18 protein-coding genes are annotated in these 18,244 nt (G+C 27.6%); 7 read left to right on the top strand and 11 right to left on the bottom strand.

The window, feature by feature from the left end:
• Positions 1–66: 66 nt before the first annotated feature.
• From AC2TEO_RS03020 to AC2TEO_RS03010, 3 genes are read left to right on the top strand one after another with little or no spacing between them, the layout of a single operon-like run.
• Positions 67–2,757 (top strand): DNA gyrase/topoisomerase IV subunit A, encoded by a 2,691-nt coding sequence (locus tag AC2TEO_RS03020; protein WP_442266684.1) that lies wholly within the window; start codon positions 67–69, stop codon positions 2,755–2,757.
• Positions 2,758–3,093, top strand: a complete 336-nt coding sequence (locus tag AC2TEO_RS03015; RefSeq protein WP_442266683.1) for a DUF2834 domain-containing protein — start codon at positions 2,758–2,760, stop codon at positions 3,091–3,093. It begins immediately after the preceding gene.
• Entirely contained in the window at positions 3,086–3,922 is an 837-nt protein-coding gene (locus AC2TEO_RS03010; protein WP_442266682.1) for a mechanosensitive ion channel family protein, read from the top strand. Before AC2TEO_RS03015 ends, AC2TEO_RS03010 begins: the two co-directional genes overlap by 8 nt.
• A gap of 109 nt (positions 3,923–4,031) precedes the next feature.
• Here the strand turns inward: AC2TEO_RS03010 and AC2TEO_RS03005 are convergent, their stop codons facing one another.
• From AC2TEO_RS03005 to AC2TEO_RS02955, 11 genes are all read right to left on the bottom strand, one after another.
• Positions 4,032–5,543: a serine hydrolase domain-containing protein gene (locus AC2TEO_RS03005; protein ID WP_442266681.1), complete on the bottom strand. Its 1,512-nt coding sequence runs from the start codon at positions 5,541–5,543 to the stop codon at positions 4,032–4,034.
• A 108-nt stretch (positions 5,544–5,651) separates the two neighbouring features.
• Positions 5,652–6,188 (bottom strand): helix-turn-helix domain-containing protein, encoded by a 537-nt coding sequence (locus tag AC2TEO_RS03000; protein ID WP_442266680.1) that lies wholly within the window; start codon positions 6,186–6,188, stop codon positions 5,652–5,654.
• 19 nt (positions 6,189–6,207) lie between these two features.
• Complete coding sequence (locus AC2TEO_RS02995; RefSeq protein ID WP_442266679.1) at positions 6,208–6,867, bottom strand: hypothetical protein; 660 nt, start codon at positions 6,865–6,867, stop codon at positions 6,208–6,210.
• 253 nt (positions 6,868–7,120) lie between these two features.
• The gene (locus AC2TEO_RS02990; RefSeq protein ID WP_442266678.1) at positions 7,121–7,657 is read right to left on the bottom strand and encodes a hypothetical protein; all 537 of its coding nucleotides are present in this window, start codon (positions 7,655–7,657) and stop codon (positions 7,121–7,123) included.
• Positions 7,658–7,678: 21 nt separating this feature from the next.
• Positions 7,679–8,890 carry a peroxiredoxin family protein gene (locus AC2TEO_RS02985; RefSeq protein WP_442266677.1) on the bottom strand — a complete coding sequence of 404 codons (1,212 nt, stop codon included), beginning with the start codon at positions 8,888–8,890 and terminating at the stop codon, positions 7,679–7,681.
• Between the two features lie 109 nt (positions 8,891–8,999).
• Positions 9,000–9,383 (bottom strand): DUF805 domain-containing protein, encoded by a 384-nt coding sequence (locus AC2TEO_RS02980; RefSeq protein WP_442266676.1) that lies wholly within the window; start codon positions 9,381–9,383, stop codon positions 9,000–9,002.
• Positions 9,384–9,426: 43 nt separating this feature from the next.
• Positions 9,427–10,761: a DUF58 domain-containing protein gene (locus tag AC2TEO_RS02975; RefSeq protein ID WP_442266675.1), complete on the bottom strand. Its 1,335-nt coding sequence runs from the start codon at positions 10,759–10,761 to the stop codon at positions 9,427–9,429.
• A 6-nt stretch (positions 10,762–10,767) separates the two neighbouring features.
• The gene (locus tag AC2TEO_RS02970; protein ID WP_442266674.1) at positions 10,768–11,766 is read right to left on the bottom strand and encodes an AAA family ATPase; all 999 of its coding nucleotides are present in this window, start codon (positions 11,764–11,766) and stop codon (positions 10,768–10,770) included.
• Position 11,767: 1 nt separating this feature from the next.
• Positions 11,768–12,976, bottom strand: a complete 1,209-nt coding sequence (locus AC2TEO_RS02965) for a DUF4350 domain-containing protein (RefSeq protein WP_442266673.1) — start codon at positions 12,974–12,976, stop codon at positions 11,768–11,770.
• Positions 12,976–13,677, bottom strand: a complete 702-nt coding sequence (locus AC2TEO_RS02960) for a hypothetical protein (RefSeq protein ID WP_442266672.1) — start codon at positions 13,675–13,677, stop codon at positions 12,976–12,978. Before AC2TEO_RS02960 ends, AC2TEO_RS02965 begins: the two co-directional genes overlap by 1 nt.
• Complete coding sequence (locus AC2TEO_RS02955) at positions 13,674–14,639, bottom strand: stage II sporulation protein M (protein ID WP_442266671.1); 966 nt, start codon at positions 14,637–14,639, stop codon at positions 13,674–13,676. Before AC2TEO_RS02955 ends, AC2TEO_RS02960 begins: the two co-directional genes overlap by 4 nt.
• A gap of 21 nt (positions 14,640–14,660) precedes the next feature.
• Here AC2TEO_RS02955 and AC2TEO_RS02950 point away from each other — a divergent pair, with 21 nt between their 5' ends.
• From AC2TEO_RS02950 to AC2TEO_RS02935, 4 genes are all read left to right on the top strand, one after another.
• On the top strand, positions 14,661–15,476 hold the full coding sequence (locus AC2TEO_RS02950; RefSeq protein WP_442266670.1) for an RDD family protein: 816 nt from the start codon (positions 14,661–14,663) through the stop codon (positions 15,474–15,476).
• 14 nt (positions 15,477–15,490) lie between these two features.
• On the top strand, positions 15,491–16,273 hold the full coding sequence (locus AC2TEO_RS02945; RefSeq protein ID WP_442266669.1) for a LytTR family transcriptional regulator DNA-binding domain-containing protein: 783 nt from the start codon (positions 15,491–15,493) through the stop codon (positions 16,271–16,273).
• Positions 16,274–16,374: 101 nt separating this feature from the next.
• Entirely contained in the window at positions 16,375–17,520 is a 1,146-nt protein-coding gene (locus tag AC2TEO_RS02940) for a serine hydrolase domain-containing protein (protein WP_442266668.1), read from the top strand.
• A gap of 6 nt (positions 17,521–17,526) precedes the next feature.
• On the top strand, positions 17,527–18,222 hold the full coding sequence (locus tag AC2TEO_RS02935) for a hypothetical protein (RefSeq protein WP_442266667.1): 696 nt from the start codon (positions 17,527–17,529) through the stop codon (positions 18,220–18,222).
• Positions 18,223–18,244: the final 22 nt, after the last annotated feature.

Raw genomic sequence — 18,244 nt, 5'->3', positions numbered from 1 at the left:
AGCTATTTTTATATTGTTAAGATCAAAAAAGTAAAAAAATCAAAAATGTACAAACGTTTATAATACATGAGCGAAGAAAACAATAATTACGAACACGACGAAGAATTAACAAACGAAAACCAAGTAGAAAACACAGAGACCATAACTAAGGTTACGGGAATGTATAAAGATTGGTTTTTAGATTATGCTTCGTATGTAATCTTAGAACGTGCTGTTCCATCTATAGAAGACGGATTTAAACCTGTACAGCGTCGTATCATGCATTCTATGAAAGATTTAGATGATGGACGTTATAATAAAGTAGCTAATATTGTTGGTCATACCATGCAGTATCACCCACACGGTGATGCTTCTATTGCAGATGCCATGGTGCAAATGGGACAAAAAGAGTTGCTTATAGATATGCAAGGAAACTGGGGTAATATCTTAACAGGAGATAGAGCTGCAGCTTCACGTTATATCGAAGCACGTTTATCTAAATTCGCTTTAGATGTTGTTTTCAATGCTAAAACTACCGAATGGCAATCGTCTTACGATGGTCGTAAAAAAGAACCTGTAAATCTTCCTGTAAAGTTCCCATTATTATTAGCTCAAGGAGCAGAAGGTATTGCAGTAGGTTTATCTACAAAAATTTTACCACATAATTTTAATGAGTTAATCGATGCTTCGATTAAATATCTTAGAGGAAGAAACTTTACTATAGTTCCAGATTTTTTAACTGGAGGAATTGCGGATGTTTCCAATTATAATGATGGTAAGCGTGGAGGAAAAGTTCGTGTAAGAGCAAAAATTTCTCAGTTAGATAAAAAAACGTTAGTAATTACAGAAGTTCCTTTCGGAACAACAACTTCTTCGCTTATTGATAGTGTTTTAAAAGCAAATGATAAAGGGAAAATCAAAATCAAGAAGATTGAAGACAATACAGCTGCTAATGTAGAAATATTGGTGCATCTACCACCAAATGTATCTCCAGATAAAACGATAGATGCATTATACGCTTTTACAAATTGTGAGAACTCAATTTCTCCATTGTGTTGTATTATTGAAGATAACAAACCTATTTTTATTGGTGTTTCTGATGTATTGAAACGTTCTACAGATTTCACTGTTGATTTATTAAAACAAGAGTTAGAAATTCAATTAAATGAGTTAGAAGAGCAATGGCATTTTTCTTCATTAGAAAGAATTTTTATTGAAAATAGAATTTATCGTGATATTGAGGAACAAGAAACTTGGGAAGGCGTAATTGAAGCAATTGACTTAGGTTTAAAACCTCATACTAAGCATTTAAAACGTGAAGTTACTGTAGATGATATTGTAAAACTTACTGAAATTCGAATTAAGAAAATATCTAAGTTTGATATTGATAAAGCGAAACAATTCATAGAAAGTTTAGAAGAGAAAATAGCAGAGGTAAAAGAATATTTAGATAATCTTATCGAATTCGCTATTGATTACTTCAAAGAACTAAAAGATAAATACGGAAAAGGTAAAGAGCGTAAAACTGAAATCAGAATCTTCGATGACATTGTCGCTACAAAAGTGGTAATGCGCAATGCAAAACTTTATGTGAATAGAGAAGAAGGTTTTATCGGGACATCTTTAAAGAAAGATGAATTTGTTGCAGATTGTGCAGATATCGATGATATTATTGTTTTCCGCGAAGATGGTGTCATGCAAGTTACCAAAGTAGATTCTAAAACGTTTGTTGGTAAAGGAATTATCCATGTAGCAGTTTTCAAGAAAAAAGATAAACGTACAGTTTATAATTTGATTTATAAAGATGGTACTCGTGGACCAAGTTATATGAAACGTTTTAATGTAACTTCTATAACTAGAGATCGTGAATACGATTTAACGAACGGAAATAAAGGTTCTCAAGTATTGTATTTCTCTGCAAATCCAAATGGAGAAGCAGAAGTTGTTACTATTTTATTACGAGCCGTTGGAAGTGTTAAAAAGCTAAAATGGGATTTAGATTTTGCCGATTTGGCAATTAAAGGTAGAAGTGTTAGAGGTAATTTAGTTACTAAACATAGCGTTAAAAAAGTAGAATTTAAAGAGGCTGGTGTATCAACATTAAAACCGCGTAAGATTTGGTTTGATGATACTGTTAGACGTTTGAATGTTGACGAAAGAGGTGAATTATTAGGAGAGTTTAAAGCTGAAGATAAAATCTTAATTGTAAAGCAATCGGGTAAAGCTAAAGCTGTAACACCAGACTTAGCAATGCATTTTGATAACGACATGATTGTTTTAGAAAAATGGAAACCTAATAAACCAATTTCTGCTATTTACTACGACGGACATAAAGAGCGTTATTATGTGAAGCGTTTCTTGTTAGAAAGCACAGATAAAGAAGAAATATTTATCACAGATCACGAAAAGTCACAATTACAGATTGTAGTAACAGATTATCGCCCTATGGTAGAAGTGATTTTTTCTAAGAGAGCTTTACCAAGTATGAAAGTAAATTTCGAAGAATTTATTTCTGTAAAAGGTATAAAAGCAATTGGAAATCAATTAACAGCGGCTAAAATTAGAACGATTAAAACTCTAGAATCATTACCTTATGAAGAACCTGAAGAAGAAAAGGTTGAAAATATAGAGGTAAATGAAGAAGAGTTAGTTGAAGATACTAATGTCACAGAAGCAGATGAATCTTTAGATAAAAAAGAAAAAGCACGTAAAGCATTAGAAGTAGCAATTAAAAAGAAGAAAGAAGGTGATAATGAAAGTCAAACAGCATTATTTTAAATGAAACTAAAGTATTTGTACTTATTCTTGGCAATATTGGGTATGTGTTACACATGGTATTACAATATCCAATATTTTCAAACAGCAGCTGATCCATCATTTTTGAACTTTTTTGCAGATGCAAAAGTCAATTTTGCGGGTAAGTCGTTAAGTGCAGATTTATTAGTAGTTGTTTTAACTTTTTTTGCCTTTTACATACCAGATGCAATCAAATTGAAAGTTAAATACTGGTGGGTTTTAATACCATTAACCTTCATCGTAGCGGTAGCATTTACATTTCCTTTATATTTGTATATAAGAACAAATACTATTGAAAAGAAAAATTTAATTGGATAAACTTCTCACATACGATTTTGACTTAAAAAGCCCTTTAGGTATAACTATATACATTTTTGTTGTTTTGTTAATTTCTTGGGGTATTTCCAGAATAATACGACAGATAATTTTAATAGTTATAAAATCAAAAAAAACTGAACGTTTTGGTAGAACAAGTATTCAATTTTTACGCAATTCAGTAAAATTTTTTGTAGGAATATTTACCTTGTTTTTTATTGTAATGACCGTACCTACTTTACGAAGTAAGGCAACACTAATTTTCTCAGGAGCTGGTATTATTGCTGCAATCATCGGTTTCGCTGCACAAGCAGCTTTATCGAATTTAATAGCCGGAGCTTTTATCGTAATTTTTAAACCTTTTAGAGTTGGTGATTATATTAAACTAGATGAGGCTAGAGTTGGTATTGTTGAAGATATAACTCTACGTCACACAGTAATTAACAATTTTGAAAATAAACGTTTAATCATTCCAAATTCTGTAATTAGTACCGATTCTGTATTAAATCATACTATAGAGGATTCTCACGTGCTAAGCTTCAATAATTTTAAAATAGGATTGCGAGCGAATATAGATTTAGCTCGTAAGATTATTCAAGAAGAAGCAGTAAAACTTCCAATGGTTATGGAAACTGAATCTAGTGATAGCATTGATGTTCGTGTAATTGATATTCATGAAACCTATATTCATATGAGAGCTTATGTTTGGATGAACGAACCATTTCAAGAATTTAGAGGGAAATGTGCTTTAAAAGAAGCTGTTCATAAGCGTTTTATTAAAGAAGGAGTTGATTTACCTATCCCAATTAATAAAGTAGAGAGAATCGATTAAAAAGTCAATTTGGCAATGGTTTTTAAAATATATATGGAATGAAGAGGTAGAATTACCAAAGTAGTAAATCAAAAAGCAGAGAAATTTAAAACTTCTCTGCTTTTTATCTTTACTTCATATTTCTATCCATAATTTCATTACCAAAATCAGAAAAATATTCTTGTAATAGTTTTTGCCATATTTTCATTCCGTTTTCAGAATTAGATAGTATTACAATTCCTTTTTTAGACTGTAAAGAAATTAAAGCTATGGTTTTAGTTCCATAATCTCCACCAGTATGCATTAAAACAGTTTCATTGTTTTTTAAATTAGGTAGGATTTGCATACCTAAACCCCAGAATATTCCTTCCTTTTCTCTTGACTGTGGTTTTATAAACTCTTGATATAAGGACTTAGAAATTCCTGCACCGTTTAACAGATGAACTAAAAATTTAGAGTAATCTTTTGTTGTAGTTAATAAATTGGCAGCAGCGTTAACCGAAGTGTATTTTTCAAAAGTTATTGCTTTATTCTTTTCGTTATGTTCTATAGCATAATTATTTTCATTGATTTTCGAATTCCAATTAAAAGATGTGTTTTCCATTCTCAAAGGATTAAATAATAATACTTCTGCAATACGTTCAAAAGGCTTTTGTAATTTATTCTCTATAGCTTTTCTCATATACTCAAATCCTTCGCCAGAATATTCCCATTTTGTTCCAGGTTCTCTTATAAAACTTAATTTTCGGTTTGGTGTTAAATATCTCCAATTTGGTAATCCTGATTGGTGTGATAATATATTACGAACTGTAAGTTTTTGTAAAAATTCATGATCTTTTATATCTGAATCAATATAATATTTCGATAGAGGTTCATCTAAATCAATTTGTCCTGAATCAACAAGTTTAAGTATAACATTTGCAACTATAGGTTTGGTTAAAGAGGCAACTTTATAAATACTGTTTAAATCAGTCTTTACAAGGTCTTTTTGATAGCCAAAAGCTCTCAATTGTCTAATTTTAGCTTGTTCTATATAACCAATTGATAGTGATGTAATTTGATGCTTTTTAAGAAGTTTTTCTATAAGCTTATCATTTTCAAATAGAGGAGAAGGATAGTTAATTGTAAATTTCGGACCATAATTAGTTTTAGGTTCTTTATGATCATAACTCAAAACTCTAGCTAATTTCCATTGTTTATTTTCTCTCTTCCAAAGAGAAGTAAATTTGGCTATATTGGTAAGATACGGTTCTTTGTTTGTTTCTTTTATGTAGAACAAATGAATTCCTTTTTGAATAGCACCATAAGTTTCACCATTATTTTTTAATCTGAAAACTTCTAAACTTTCATCTACGACTTTTCTAATAGGTTTTTTATTCGTGTTAGTGCAAATACTTTCTTTAAATCCTTTGAAAAATTGTGTTCTATTTTGAATTCCGTTTTCATCATGATAAAACTCAAAATCAGTAGCAATATATTTTTCTAACAGAGAAAAATTACATTTATTAAAACCTTCTTCAAAAAATAAACTATCAATTTGTTTTAGTTCATTAAATAGTTTTGATTTTTTAGAAACTTGTGCTCCTATTTTTGTTGAAAAAAGAACTATAAAAATTAGTATAAGAGTATAAAATTGCTTCATGATTTTGTTTGTAATTAAAAATTTAAATGATGAGGCAATATTCTATAATTCAGAATAAAAGAAACCTGAAAATAGCCCGAAAATAACCTGACAAAGTCACGACAAGCATTATAAAAAGTTGAATTTTAGCTTTATATAGTTTTTTTGATGTTTGTCCAATCCTGCTGTATTTACTAAGATGATAGTGATGTTTATTAAGATTAAAAGAATCATTATTGGTAATGTTAGTCTGATTTCTGAAGAAAAAAGTCTATTAGCAAATGGACTTAAAAGAATTAAAATAGTAGAAATAATTGTCCAAAATATCTGAAGTGAGATAATCTCTTTTGTTAAACGATTGTATTCTTTTTTATAATAAACAATGGCAAATGGAATAAGAATATTTACTAGAGGAATAGCAATAAAAGGTAAAGAAGATAAATTAATTAATTTAATAAGTTTGATATTTATACTTTTTTCATTTTTTTGACCATTTAAGCTTTCTATGTCTATGTTTAAAGCTTTTGAGATAGCATTTAAAGTATGACCTTTTAAAGGGGCACCAGCTTCTATTCTTTGAATAGTTCTAACAGATATTCCAGATTTTTCAGCTAGTTCTTCTTGTGTAAGATTAAATTCTTTTCTGTAAGCTAAAAGTTTAGACATTATTGAAATTTAATTGGTGTTAAAATGTATTATGTTGGTAAAAGATATGAATACTATCTCTTATTTTTTCCTTTATTAAACCATTTTTATCATAAAGAATTCTATAGGTTTCATTTGTTTTATTTTTATAATAAAAAAACTGTATAACTGAATCTATTTTTCGGTCGGTATAATAGTATTTTAAAATGTTTTTATAAGATGTATAATAGTTATAGTTTGCAGAATCACTAATAATACTTAAGTCTAAAAACTTTTTCTCAGACAGTAATTGATGTAAAGAGTCATAAGTATATTGAGTTATATACTTTCTTCCTGCATTAAAATCATTATTTTCATACTGAGACTTTTCAATTAAATATCCTTGTTTATTGAATTTAAAAGTTCCTGAAATAACAGGAATTTTACCAGTTATATTTTTATAGATTTGATTCTTATATTTTTGATATAATAAAAGACTATCAGGTTTTAACTCATAAACAAAATCAAATTCATTAGTAAAATCTGATGAATGAATTTTTTTAGTAATTAAGTTTAATGAACCATATTGATAAGAAACATTATAGTTATGGAAAGCTTTAGTTCTTATATATTCATTTATTAGTTTTCCGTGTTTATTATATTTTAAAACACTTATGGTATCATTCTTTTGATACTGCCCAAAATCTGATGCAGCAATCAAATAAGTTTCTTTAATATTATTTTTTTGAATTGATTTTTCATCAATCTTAGAGAAGTTTAAATCGTTTATTTTTAGTTGATTTTTCCTTTTACAACATAGTAATAAGGTAATTTAATATTATTGAAGTAATTTTTTTTCTCATAAGCTATAAACTAAATAAGCTGATTAATTTAGAAATTTATAAAAGTTATATATTTATGAAAATTAACTTATATTAATCATATTATAAGAACTCTAAAATTGATTTTTTGTTTTAAGGAGGTGGAGGACAAAACCTTAATTTATAAGATTCAGGTATTTTTTCTATTTTTTTACTTCTATAAAATTCAGCAATATTTTTCCACCAATTTGTTATTATTTCTTTTTCAGTAAATAAAAAACCATTATCAAATTTTATAGATTTATTATCTATTTTATAGCTAACAATAGCAACAAAATAATAAAATTCTTTTTTTAAATCATAAGCAAATAAATTATAAGAATACATTGTTTCATCATTGGTAGGTATAATAATACTTCCGTAAAATATATCTTTAGACCCTATATTCTTTTTATATTCTATCAATTTGGAATAAGTCCAAGTGCCTTTTGGTGGTTTTTTATTAGATAAGTGCTCAAAATCTCCATTTTTGATATGAATAGAAAAAGATTTTCCCTTATTGTAAACTTCATTTAAAATATCATCATTACTTTTTTGAGCAAATACTGTATTAACGCTAAAGATAAATAACATTAACGCAGTAATTACTGTTTTTAAATGAGTTATATAAGTTATATTTTCTTTTTTCATAATCATTTATTTTTTAACAGATTATTCGTTAACTAATTCGTTTAAAAAAGAGTCGAAGTTTTTTGTGAAATCGGTATATAATTTACCAGTAGCAGGACCATTAAATCCAGTATGAATTTTTCTCACTTTTCCTTTTTTATCAAGTATAATTGTAGTTGGATATGATAAAACGTGGTTTAACATTGGTAATTTTTCCTGAGCAGAAATTTTATTAGATGAACCAAATTGAGCTAACAAAATAGGGTAGGTGATGTTGGTTTGTTCTTCTAAACGATTCAAATATTCAAAAGCTTCTTCTTTAGTTTTAGCAACTTCAAAAGCTAAGGCAACAAATTCAATTCCTTTCGATTTGTTTTTTGTGTAATATTCTGAGTAGTATTTACTTTCATCTAAACAGTTAGGACACCAAGATCCCATAATTTGAACCACAGTTACTTTATCTTTAAAACGGTCATCTGTTAAAGAAACCATAGTGTCATATTTATCAGGAAATGAAAATGAAATCGTTTCATAACCTTCTTTCAAATAGGTTAATGATTCAGCATCAGGTAATTCATAGCTGTTGTTCAGTTTTGCTGTAAAAGGCTCTTTCCAATGATTACCAGAATAGAAATGTCCATTCATAGTAGAGTCAGTGACTTTTGCTGTGAATAAAAATGCATGAGCGCCATCAAAAGTAGAAAGTTGTAAAATATCATTATTGATATTACCTTCTAAAAAACGATAATCTCCTGTAGTAGTTCTAAATGTACCTGTAACTTTATCTCCTTCTTGTTTAAATATACCTTTAGCTATATATTTATCTTCTTCTGAATTAGGACTAAAAACTGTTTCCCAGTTTCCTGAAATATTAAATACGCTTTTAGAAGTATTAGCGAATCGGTTGGTGTTTTTTTGAGCTGTAAACGGAACAATACGATCTAAGCTAGATTTTACAAATTCACCTTCAAGTTTATTCTCTTTAATTTTTGCTACAAGATAACCTTCAAAAAATGGCATTTGTATTTTTACAGAATCATTTTTGTAAGTGATTTCATGAACTTTTATTTTTTCTTCAGCATTAAAAACATGTAACTCGTTTTCATTAATTACCTCAAAAATAAAAGGGAGTTCTTTTTGATCTTGGATTTGTAATGCAGCTCTGTAAGTTCCTTTTTCTAACTTGGTTATTTTAGTTTCAGAAGCACAAGAAGTTAAAATAACAGCTATGAGTAAAGCTAAGTAAGATTTCATAAGATAAATTTGGTATTAGTACGAAGTAACAAAAAAATCTTACATAATGCTAGTTAAAAAAGAAATCGCCCAAATTGGACGATCTCATTTCTATTTATAATATTTGATTTTAATATCTTCCTATTTGATCAATTTCTCTAGTATTACCTATTCCTTTAGGGTTGTCTCCCCAACTATTTGGTCCATGTTGACTATCTTGAGCCCACCAAACTAATAATAAGATAATTCCAATAACAGGTATTAAAATAATCAAGAAAGTCCATCCACTTTTTCCGATATCATGTAGTCTTCTAGCTGTTACAGCTAAAGTAGGAATTAAAATAATTAAACTATACAAAGTAGATAAAATAAATAATTCAGGGATAACAGCTATAATTAAACTTAATCCTATGTTAATTAAAAAACTAATTAATGTAAACATCCAAAATTCTTCTCTTCTTGCTCTTCCTGAAAAATTAGCATAATCTTTAAGCACTTTTAAGTACCAATTCATAATAATTATTGTTTTTGAGTTAATTTTTTGATTAAGATAAAAATTAAAATAATCCTCTTGATTTTAATTCTAAGTATTTATTAATTGTGTTTCCGGTTAATTCTTTAGGTTTTGTTAAAACCGACTGAATACCATATTTTCTTAATTCGTTAGCAATTTGTTTTTTTTCGTAAATGAATTTTTCAGCTATAATAGTATCATATACATCACTTACTTTTTTCGATTTTTGATCTATAATTTTATTCAGTTCAGTATTTTGAAAAAATACAACTAATAATAAATGGTTTTTTGCAATAGCTCTTAAATAAGGTAATTGACGTTTTAAAGCATCTAAAGTTTCGAAATTAGTATATAGTATTAATAAACTTCTACTTGTTATTTTTCGCTTGATAGACGCATATAATAAACTATAATCAGATTCTAAAAAGTTGGTTTTAATGTTATACAATGCATCAGAGATCAGATTCATTTGAGAGTTACGTTGTTCTGCAACAATAAGATTGTCTATTTTTTGTGAAAAAGAGAACATACCCGCTTTATCATGTTTCTTTAAAATAGCGTTACTTACAGCTAAAGAAGCATTTATAGAATAATCTAAAAGCGTTAAATTATCAAAGTGCATTTGCATTGGTCTACCTGTATCAATAATAGAATATACAGGTTGTGATTTCTCTTCTACATATTGATTTACCATTAATTGGTTTCGCTTCGCTGTAGCTTTCCAATTTAAAGTTCTGATATCATCACCAGTAACATATTCTTTTATTTGTTCAAATTCCATTGAGTTACCAATTCTTCGAATCTTTTTATTTCCTTGACTTGTGATGTCGTTGGAAATTGCTTTGATTGAAAAATCATTTAACTTTAAAAATGAAGGATAACATTTAATAATTTTTGGTTCTCCTAAAACATATTTTCTAGTAGCAAATTGCAATGGTGAAGATACATAAACATTCATGTTACCAAAATCGTAATCACCTCTAATATTTGGATTTACTGTATAATTACTTTTTCGTTCTTCTTGTTTTTTTAAACGTTCATTAAGTTTAAAATATCGTAATTGTAATTGATATGGTAGTTCTTCTAAGATTACGGCATTCATTTTTATGCTGTAGTTGTTCTTTAATGTGATCGTAATCTTATTTTGATCACCGTTAGAGAGTTTTTCAGGTAAAAAGCGTTCTCCAGTAATACCTTTATTTTTAGAAAATAGTAGTATAATATCTATACAAGTAAAAATACAGATACTGAATAGTAGTATTTTAGCTACATCAAAAAATACAGGAACGAAAAAACCAACTATAAATAATGCAACTACTAATCCTAAGGCGTAAAAAAAGCGATTATTTAAAAATAAAGAGTTAAAAAACGTTTTCATTTACAATTACCTAGGAATTTCTACAGCTTCAATTATTTGCTCAATGATTTGTTTACTTGTAACACCTTCCATTTCACGTTCAGGAGTTACAATTACTCTGTGTTCTAAAACTGGAATAGCAGCGTTTTTAATATCTTCTGGAGTAACAAAATCTCTTCCTGCTACTGCAGCAAATGCTTTAGAAGCTTTTAAAATAGAAATTGTTGCTCTTGGTGAAGCTCCTAAAAATAAAAATGAGTTAGATCTTGTGTTAACTACAATATTAGCAATGTATTGTAATAAGTTTTTTTCTACTTTGATATTTGTAATTAAGTCTCTAAACTTAAGAATCTCTTCACCAGTAATTACTTTTTCTACTTTATCTAATTTTTTATCTTTTAGTAAGGCTTGTTCTCTGGTAACAATTTCTAGTTCTTCAGTAGCAGTAGGATAATCTACATTAATTTTGAATAAAAAACGATCTAATTGAGCTTCAGGTAAACGATAAGTTCCTTCTTGTTCAATAGGGTTTTGAGTAGCTAATACAATAAACGGAGCACTCATAGGATAACGTTTTCCATCCATTGTAATTTGCTTTTCTTCCATTACTTCAAACAATGCAGCTTGAGTTTTAGCAGGAGCTCTGTTAATTTCATCAATTAAAACCATATTAGAAAAAACTGGACCTTTTTTAAATTCAAATTCAGAAGTTTTTACATTAAAAACAGATGTTCCTAAAATATCAGATGGCATTAAATCTGGTGTAAATTGAATTCTACTAAAATCAATATCCATTGCCCTAGATAATAATTTTGTAGTAATTGTTTTTGCAACTCCAGGAACTCCTTCAATTAAAGCATGTCCGTCAGAAAATATAGCAACAATTAATAGATCGATCATATTTTTCTGACCTACAATTACTTTATGAAGTTGATTTTTAATCTTATATACACTTTCTTGTAATTCAGAAAGATCTATTCTGTTTTCAAATTCTAAACCGTCTTTTGGAGTTGTTGTTTCTTCCATATTATTTGTTTTTTATAAAATTCTCGATAAGAGAGTTTAGCTGTACTAACTCCTCTTGTGAGCATTGCGATCTTTTATTAATTGTTGTAATTGTATTAATTAAATATTTTGTAGTATGTTCTGTGTTACCAGATTTAGCTGCTAATTTTTCAATAAATGTTGAATTTAAATTTTGTGTGTCTAAATGGTATTTCGAACGTACTTTTTCTAAGAAATATGTGATTTTTTTATTCACTAAATCTTTATGATTGTCTTCTCTTAAATATAAGTTTGCAATAGTGTGTGTAAAATCTTGAGTTGAATTTTTTAAAGGTTTTAATTCAGGTATTGCGCGTTGTTTTCTTCTGGCATTTAAGAATAAAAATAAAAGTAAGCCTATAAATCCAACATATAACGCCCATTTTAAAGTTGGGTGCTTGTAGAAAAATTGTAATGCGGATTTTTGCTCATCACTATAGTTGTATTTGCTACGTTTTGTTTGTGTATCTAGTAAAACTGATCTGTCTGGAAGATAAGAGAATACATTTTCTACATATTTTGGAGCAGTATCTTTTAGTAGATAATAATTTGTAAAAACAATAGGTTGTGTATGTAAATATACATTTCCTTCTCCGTGACTAACTTTTATAAAGTTTGGTTTTTTACCTTCGGAAGGTACATTTTGTGATCCTAAAACAATAGTCTTTGTACTGTCTAAAGATTTAAAATAATTCTTTCTAATATTTCTGTCAAAATAAAATTTATCAACTTTAAATTCTTGATTATTGAGATAAAAAGTACCGTCAAGTTCTTTTAAAAACTTAATATCATAAACAGTACTATCTAAATTTTCAGTTTTAAAGTTTAATTCTTTTTCAAAAGTATCATTAAAACTATTTAAGGATAGAAATATATCGTTACCAACAGCTACAAAATCTAAAAGTTTTTTGGTAGTTTTTTTATCTAATTGATAAGCATAAGATTTAATACAAACATAGTTCGCCTGATCTTTGGTAGTAACTGGATTGATTAATAAATAATCGTAAATATGCTCATCTAAAACTGTAAACTCATTATAATTAAATAAGGTTTCAAGTTCATTGGCAAAAATGTATGTTCCAAAAGGTTCTTTAGAACGCTCTTGATAGTTTTCTCTCCAGTTGGTTTTTTTACAACCAATTATAGAAAATAATACGAATCCTATTATGTATAATTTAGTCCTTTTTAGCATTATAATTGTTTTAAAAAAGATTCATAATTAGATTCTATTACCTCAAAATTAGTCTGATTAACATTAAATTCTCCATACCAGACGTAATCGTAAATGTATAATAAGTAAGAAAAAGATTTTCTTAATTCCTTCTTTTGTAAATCGAAAATATATTCTGTGTTTGTTTTATCCTTATCAAAAGTAATTAATCCTTTATTAGACATACTTTTTAATAATAACAAATAGTAATAACGTGTCGCATTTCTATAATCTCCTTTTTGTTTAGATAAAGCAATTAGTTTGATATAATCTTCATTTTCTAAGTACGATTCTTCTTCAGAAGAAAGTATGGAAACACGTTCGACTTTTTTGTTTCTAGATGCATTGAACCATTTAAAATCCTCACCTATTAAAGCTTTTACAACAATAAAAATGATAATTAAAGCAAGTAAATAAGGAAATATCGTTACAAAAAAATGCACCACCTTACTAAGAAAAGTAGACGGGAAATTTGGTCCAGTTTTCTTAGGCTTTTTTTCTACATCATCTTTATATTTAAAATCATCAGAATTATATTTAGAAGATAAATCATCGTTAAAATTACGTTGCTTTTCTATACTATTTTCAGGAGGAAAACTTTCGTAAGAGATATCTTCTTCTTGAGCAAATAGTTGTAAACTTCCTATAAATAGGAATATAAAATAGAGTAGCTTTTTAATCATATAGCTTGTTGTTTTTTAGCTACTTTATATGGAAATATTAAATAGTAATATGAAATTGTAACCAAACAGAATAAAATTATTAATACACAGAAGAATGCAGGCATTCTGTTATAATGTCGTGTTACATACCCTTCTAAAAATGCGGCTGCAAAAGTAAAAGGAATTGTACTTAAAAAGATAAAAAAAGCTTCTCGTAAGCCTTTTTTAAAAGATTCAAAACGTTTTAAAGCTCCTGGAAATAAGATGCTTGCACCAATAATATATCCACAACCTGCTTCAATGATCATAGCAAATATTTCATAGGTACCATGAATCCAAATACCTAATAAACTATCAACTAAAGAATTGTGTTGGTAAAAGAAAGCCTGAAAAACAGCTACCATAATTCCATTAACCATAATATAATATCCAGAACCAATTCCAATAAAAAGTCCAGATAAAAACATGTTTAAACCAACTCTAAGATTATTATTAAAAATTCCTATGAAACTTCCCCAAGTACTACCACCTTTATAAATGGCAAGTGCATCACCACTTTCTATATTTTCTAAAGTATGATCTACATAACTGTTTCCTAGAATTTCACGAGCAAAATTTTCATCATTAAATGTAGAAAGTAAACCTATAAAAAAGAATGTGAAAAATACAGCAAAAGAAATATACATGTATTTTTTATGCTTAAACAATAATAAAGGAACTGTTTCTAAAAAGAAAGAGAAAAATGTGTTCTTACTTTGTTTTTTAGTATGATATATTTTGCTGTAACTACTCTTTGCAAGTTTATTTAAATAAGGAACAACATTACTTTTGGGATAAAATGATTGCGCATACGACAAGTCATTCATTATTTGAATGTGAAGGTGCGCGATTTCATCAGGAGTTTTTTCAATTTTATTTGAAATTACTTCTTCGAATTCAAGCCATTTTTCTTTATTTTGCTTTATAAAAGCGATCTCTCTCATAGAGACAAATGTAAAAATTGTATGAACACACTACAAGTAAATACTACACAAAATGTTAAAATAAATTTTGAGATGGCAAATGTCGGTCAACGTTTATTAGCTTTTGTGATAGATAATATCGTAAAAATTGCTTACATCTACGTTTTAGCTAAGTTCGTAGATTTCGATACAGTAATTTCAAATATAGATCAAGATCGTTGGTCGAAAATAGCTGTACAAGTATTGTTTTTTCTGCCTATTACATTTTATTCTTTATACTCAGAAGTATTAATGAATGGACAAACCTTAGGAAAAAAAGTAATGAATATAAGAGTAATAAACTTTGAAGGTTTTAAACCATCATTTTTAGATTATACTATTCGTTGGTTTATGCGTGTAGTAGACTTTAATTTTTTCATTTTAATTTTTGTGTTCTTTTACGATAATTTAGCGAGAGAAGAGTTTTTTGTAATGTTGTATCTTATTTTTTTAGCAGGCAAAATGGCTGGTTTTCTTTTAATTATTTTCACAAAGAACAATCAAAGAGTAGGAGATTTCGCTGCTAATACAGTTGTTGTTTATTTAAAAGATAAAGCTAGTTTTTCTCGAACTATTTTAGAAGAAATCAAGGAAGATTATAAACCTAGGTTTTCTAATGTAATTAAACTTTCAGATAATGATGTCAGAATCATAAAAGATACTTATGTAAAAGCTAGAAGAAGCAAAGATTATAATACTTTAATTAAATTACGATCTAAAATAGAGGAAGTTACAAGTATTAAAAAACCAACAGAACTTACAGATATTCAATTTATAGATGTGGTCTTAAAAGATTTCAATTATTATACTCAAGATTAAATATTACTATATTGATGTTGCTTTTAGATAAATCATTTTACAAGAAAGATAAGCTACTCGGTTTATTACCAATTTCTTTTGGTTTAATTTCTGGAATTGCAGTTTTTTATTTTTTGTATTTTTTTGAAGCGTATGGGATTCAGAAAGGTGTTTCTTATTCAGGTCATTCACATTTATTTAGAAGTATAAGTTTTGGGGTTTTAACTTTTACCTATCTATTTTTTTTAGAGTCGTATGTGAAGCCTAGATTTCAAGTTATTACTCTTAGCAAACAATTTTATTGGTACTTAAGTTTAATAGTTATAGGGAATCAGTTGATTTTCTTACTTTTTAATTTCTTTTGGAATTGGCAAGAATGGAATATAGACGCTTATCTTTTAATTCAGAAAGAATTTCCTTTAATGATGTTTTTTCCACTTTCTTTTTATTTAATAATTCAAGTTTTTTCTAAAGAAAAAGAGATAAAATTATCTACATATTTATTCTTAAAATCGGACAACGATAAGGATCAGTTAAAAGTGAAAATGGAAGATTTTTTATGTGCAATGTCTTCAGGTAATTATATAACGATTACATATAAATCTAATGGAATAGTAAAGGAACATCTTATACGAAAAACGTTAAAAAACTTAGAAGAGGAGTTAAAAAATTATCCTACAATTAAAAGAAGCCATAGAAGTTATTTAGTAAACACATCAAATATTCAATTAGTAAAGCAAATAAAAGGTAAATTTTATCTTGAAATATTAGAGTTAATGATACCTATCTCTAAACAATATCAAAGAACGTTTATTTAACTTCTATCTTTCATCACAAATACGCGTTTTTAATCCCTAAGTTACTTTTTAATAACTTAATATAAATAGAAGTCTTCATATTTGTATAAAACAAAAAACAAATGAGAAAGACTTATTTGATAATCATAATTACTTGTGTTTATTCCTTTTTTTCTTGTCAAGAAAAAGCTGAAAAAATAAAAAATAGAGATAGTTCAATTATTACAAATCGAATAGATTCGTTATTTACAAATGAATATGCACAAGATAGATTTCAAGGTGGAATTGTAATATCAGAAAAGGGAAAAATTATCTATGAAAATTATTTAGGAATAGCAGATAGAACTTGGGGAATTGCTGTGGATAAAAATACTAAGTTTGATATTGCTTCTGTGAATAAATCGATGATAGCTGCCTTAGTTTTAAAAGCGGTTGAGGATAATTTACTTCATTTAGAAGATAAATTAGTAGATCTTTTAATTGACTTTGATTATCAAGGTGATTTTCATTCTGAAATTACGCTTCATCATTTATTATGTCACCGTTCAGGCATAGGAGATTACAATAGTGTTTCAAATGAATTGAAAAAGGATAATTTTTTGAAATTTAAACGTTCTCAATTTTCAAATGATGAGTATGTAAATTTTATCAGCAAATTACCTCAACTACATTCACCAAATGAAAGGTTTTACTATAGCAATTTTGCTTATCATCTTTTAGCTATTCTTTTAGAAGTTACTTACAAAATGCCTTTTGAAAAGATTTTAAAAGAAAAATTGACAATTCCATTAGGGTTGAAAAACACAATATCAGTTGATAAAAACAATCATGTTATAGAAAAGTTAGCCAAAGCTTATTGTTATGATGAAAAAAGTAAAGCATGGTTACAAACACCTTTTATAGATTTAAGTTTAGGAAGAAGAATATTTTCTACACCATTAGATTTAAATAAATGGGCTCAAGTAATAGATAATCCCGGTTGGTTATCTAAGGAATCATTGAGTTTGTTAATTAAAAATCATCAGAATAAAACAGAAAATATTAGTTACGGTTATGGTTGGGTCGTTTTTGATTCAAATACAAAAAGTAAGATTGGAGATTTAAAAATAAATAAGCCTTATATCATTCATGGTGGAAGTACAGATGGTTACAAATCAATACTCATTAATATAAATAAGCAAGAATATGTGATTAGTTTTCTAAGTAACCTTGGAAATAACACTAATGAAATGGCTTTAGCACAAAAAATTGTTCAAATTTTAATTTAATAAATAATGAAATTATATCAAAATAGACTAGTAGTCTTGTTATTTTTAATAGTTATAACTAGTCTTTATGCGCAAAAAGAAAAGGTAATTGGTTTTTGGAAAGTAGAAAGTGTTTCGGTAGGAAATAGAAGTAAAACACCTGTAGCAAAATGGATGAAAATTAATTCTGATAAATCTTACGAATCAGGAAATGGGTGGTTGCAAAATTCTAAAGGACAATGGAGTTATAATAATGAAACTAAAACTTATGAAGCTTTAGACCCGTTAAATCTAGCAGATGAATTCGGATCTTTTTTGGTTTCTTTTGATAAAGAAAATATGATCTGGAAAAGGAATGAAGATGGGATGGAAGTAAAAGTTACTTTAATACCAATTACAGAAAAGCCAATGTCTCCGGCAGATTATTTTAAAGGTATGTGGGAACAAACGAGTGTTTCAAATTCAAAAACACAAAGGAAATACAATAAATTGTTAATTCGATGGGATAGAATCTATGAGAAATACGACGAAAAAGGTAATAAAGAAACGGGGTTTTGGCATATTCATGGCCACAGATCAGAGGTTACTTTTATTCCACATAATTTGAATCTAAACAGAGAAAAATGGAAAATTTCAACAAATGAAAAAGAATTAAAAATGATAGGGATTTCAGAAAACAATAAAGGAATTACAATAGAGTATATACGAAAGAATACATTTTGACTAGTCCTAAATAACCGTTACA

The sequence above is a fragment of the Tenacibaculum aquaeponti genome (genome assembly GCF_057221555.1).
This window is presented reverse-complemented; position numbering and strand designations above follow the sequence as displayed.

Coding starts and splice junctions, on each gene's coding strand:
- AC2TEO_RS03020 (WP_442266684.1), top strand. CDS start 67: ATGAGCGAAGAAAACAATAATTACGAACACGACGAAGAATTAACAAAC.
- AC2TEO_RS03015 (WP_442266683.1), top strand. CDS start 2,758: ATGAAACTAAAGTATTTGTACTTATTCTTGGCAATATTGGGTATGTGT.
- AC2TEO_RS03005 (WP_442266681.1), bottom strand. CDS start 5,543: ATGAAGCAATTTTATACTCTTATACTAATTTTTATAGTTCTTTTTTCA.
- AC2TEO_RS03000 (WP_442266680.1), bottom strand. CDS start 6,188: ATGTCTAAACTTTTAGCTTACAGAAAAGAATTTAATCTTACACAAGAA.
- AC2TEO_RS02990 (WP_442266678.1), bottom strand. CDS start 7,657: ATGAAAAAAGAAAATATAACTTATATAACTCATTTAAAAACAGTAATT.
- AC2TEO_RS02985 (WP_442266677.1), bottom strand. CDS start 8,890: ATGAAATCTTACTTAGCTTTACTCATAGCTGTTATTTTAACTTCTTGT.
- AC2TEO_RS02980 (WP_442266676.1), bottom strand. CDS start 9,383: ATGAATTGGTACTTAAAAGTGCTTAAAGATTATGCTAATTTTTCAGGA.
- AC2TEO_RS02975 (WP_442266675.1), bottom strand. CDS start 10,761: ATGAAAACGTTTTTTAACTCTTTATTTTTAAATAATCGCTTTTTTTAC.
- AC2TEO_RS02970 (WP_442266674.1), bottom strand. CDS start 11,766: ATGGAAGAAACAACAACTCCAAAAGACGGTTTAGAATTTGAAAACAGA.
- AC2TEO_RS02965 (WP_442266673.1), bottom strand. CDS start 12,976: ATGCTAAAAAGGACTAAATTATACATAATAGGATTCGTATTATTTTCT.
- AC2TEO_RS02960 (WP_442266672.1), bottom strand. CDS start 13,677: ATGATTAAAAAGCTACTCTATTTTATATTCCTATTTATAGGAAGTTTA.
- AC2TEO_RS02955 (WP_442266671.1), bottom strand. CDS start 14,639: ATGAGAGAGATCGCTTTTATAAAGCAAAATAAAGAAAAATGGCTTGAA.
- AC2TEO_RS02950 (WP_442266670.1), top strand. CDS start 14,661: ATGAACACACTACAAGTAAATACTACACAAAATGTTAAAATAAATTTT.
- AC2TEO_RS02945 (WP_442266669.1), top strand. CDS start 15,491: ATGTTGCTTTTAGATAAATCATTTTACAAGAAAGATAAGCTACTCGGT.
- AC2TEO_RS02940 (WP_442266668.1), top strand. CDS start 16,375: ATGAGAAAGACTTATTTGATAATCATAATTACTTGTGTTTATTCCTTT.
- AC2TEO_RS02935 (WP_442266667.1), top strand. CDS start 17,527: ATGAAATTATATCAAAATAGACTAGTAGTCTTGTTATTTTTAATAGTT.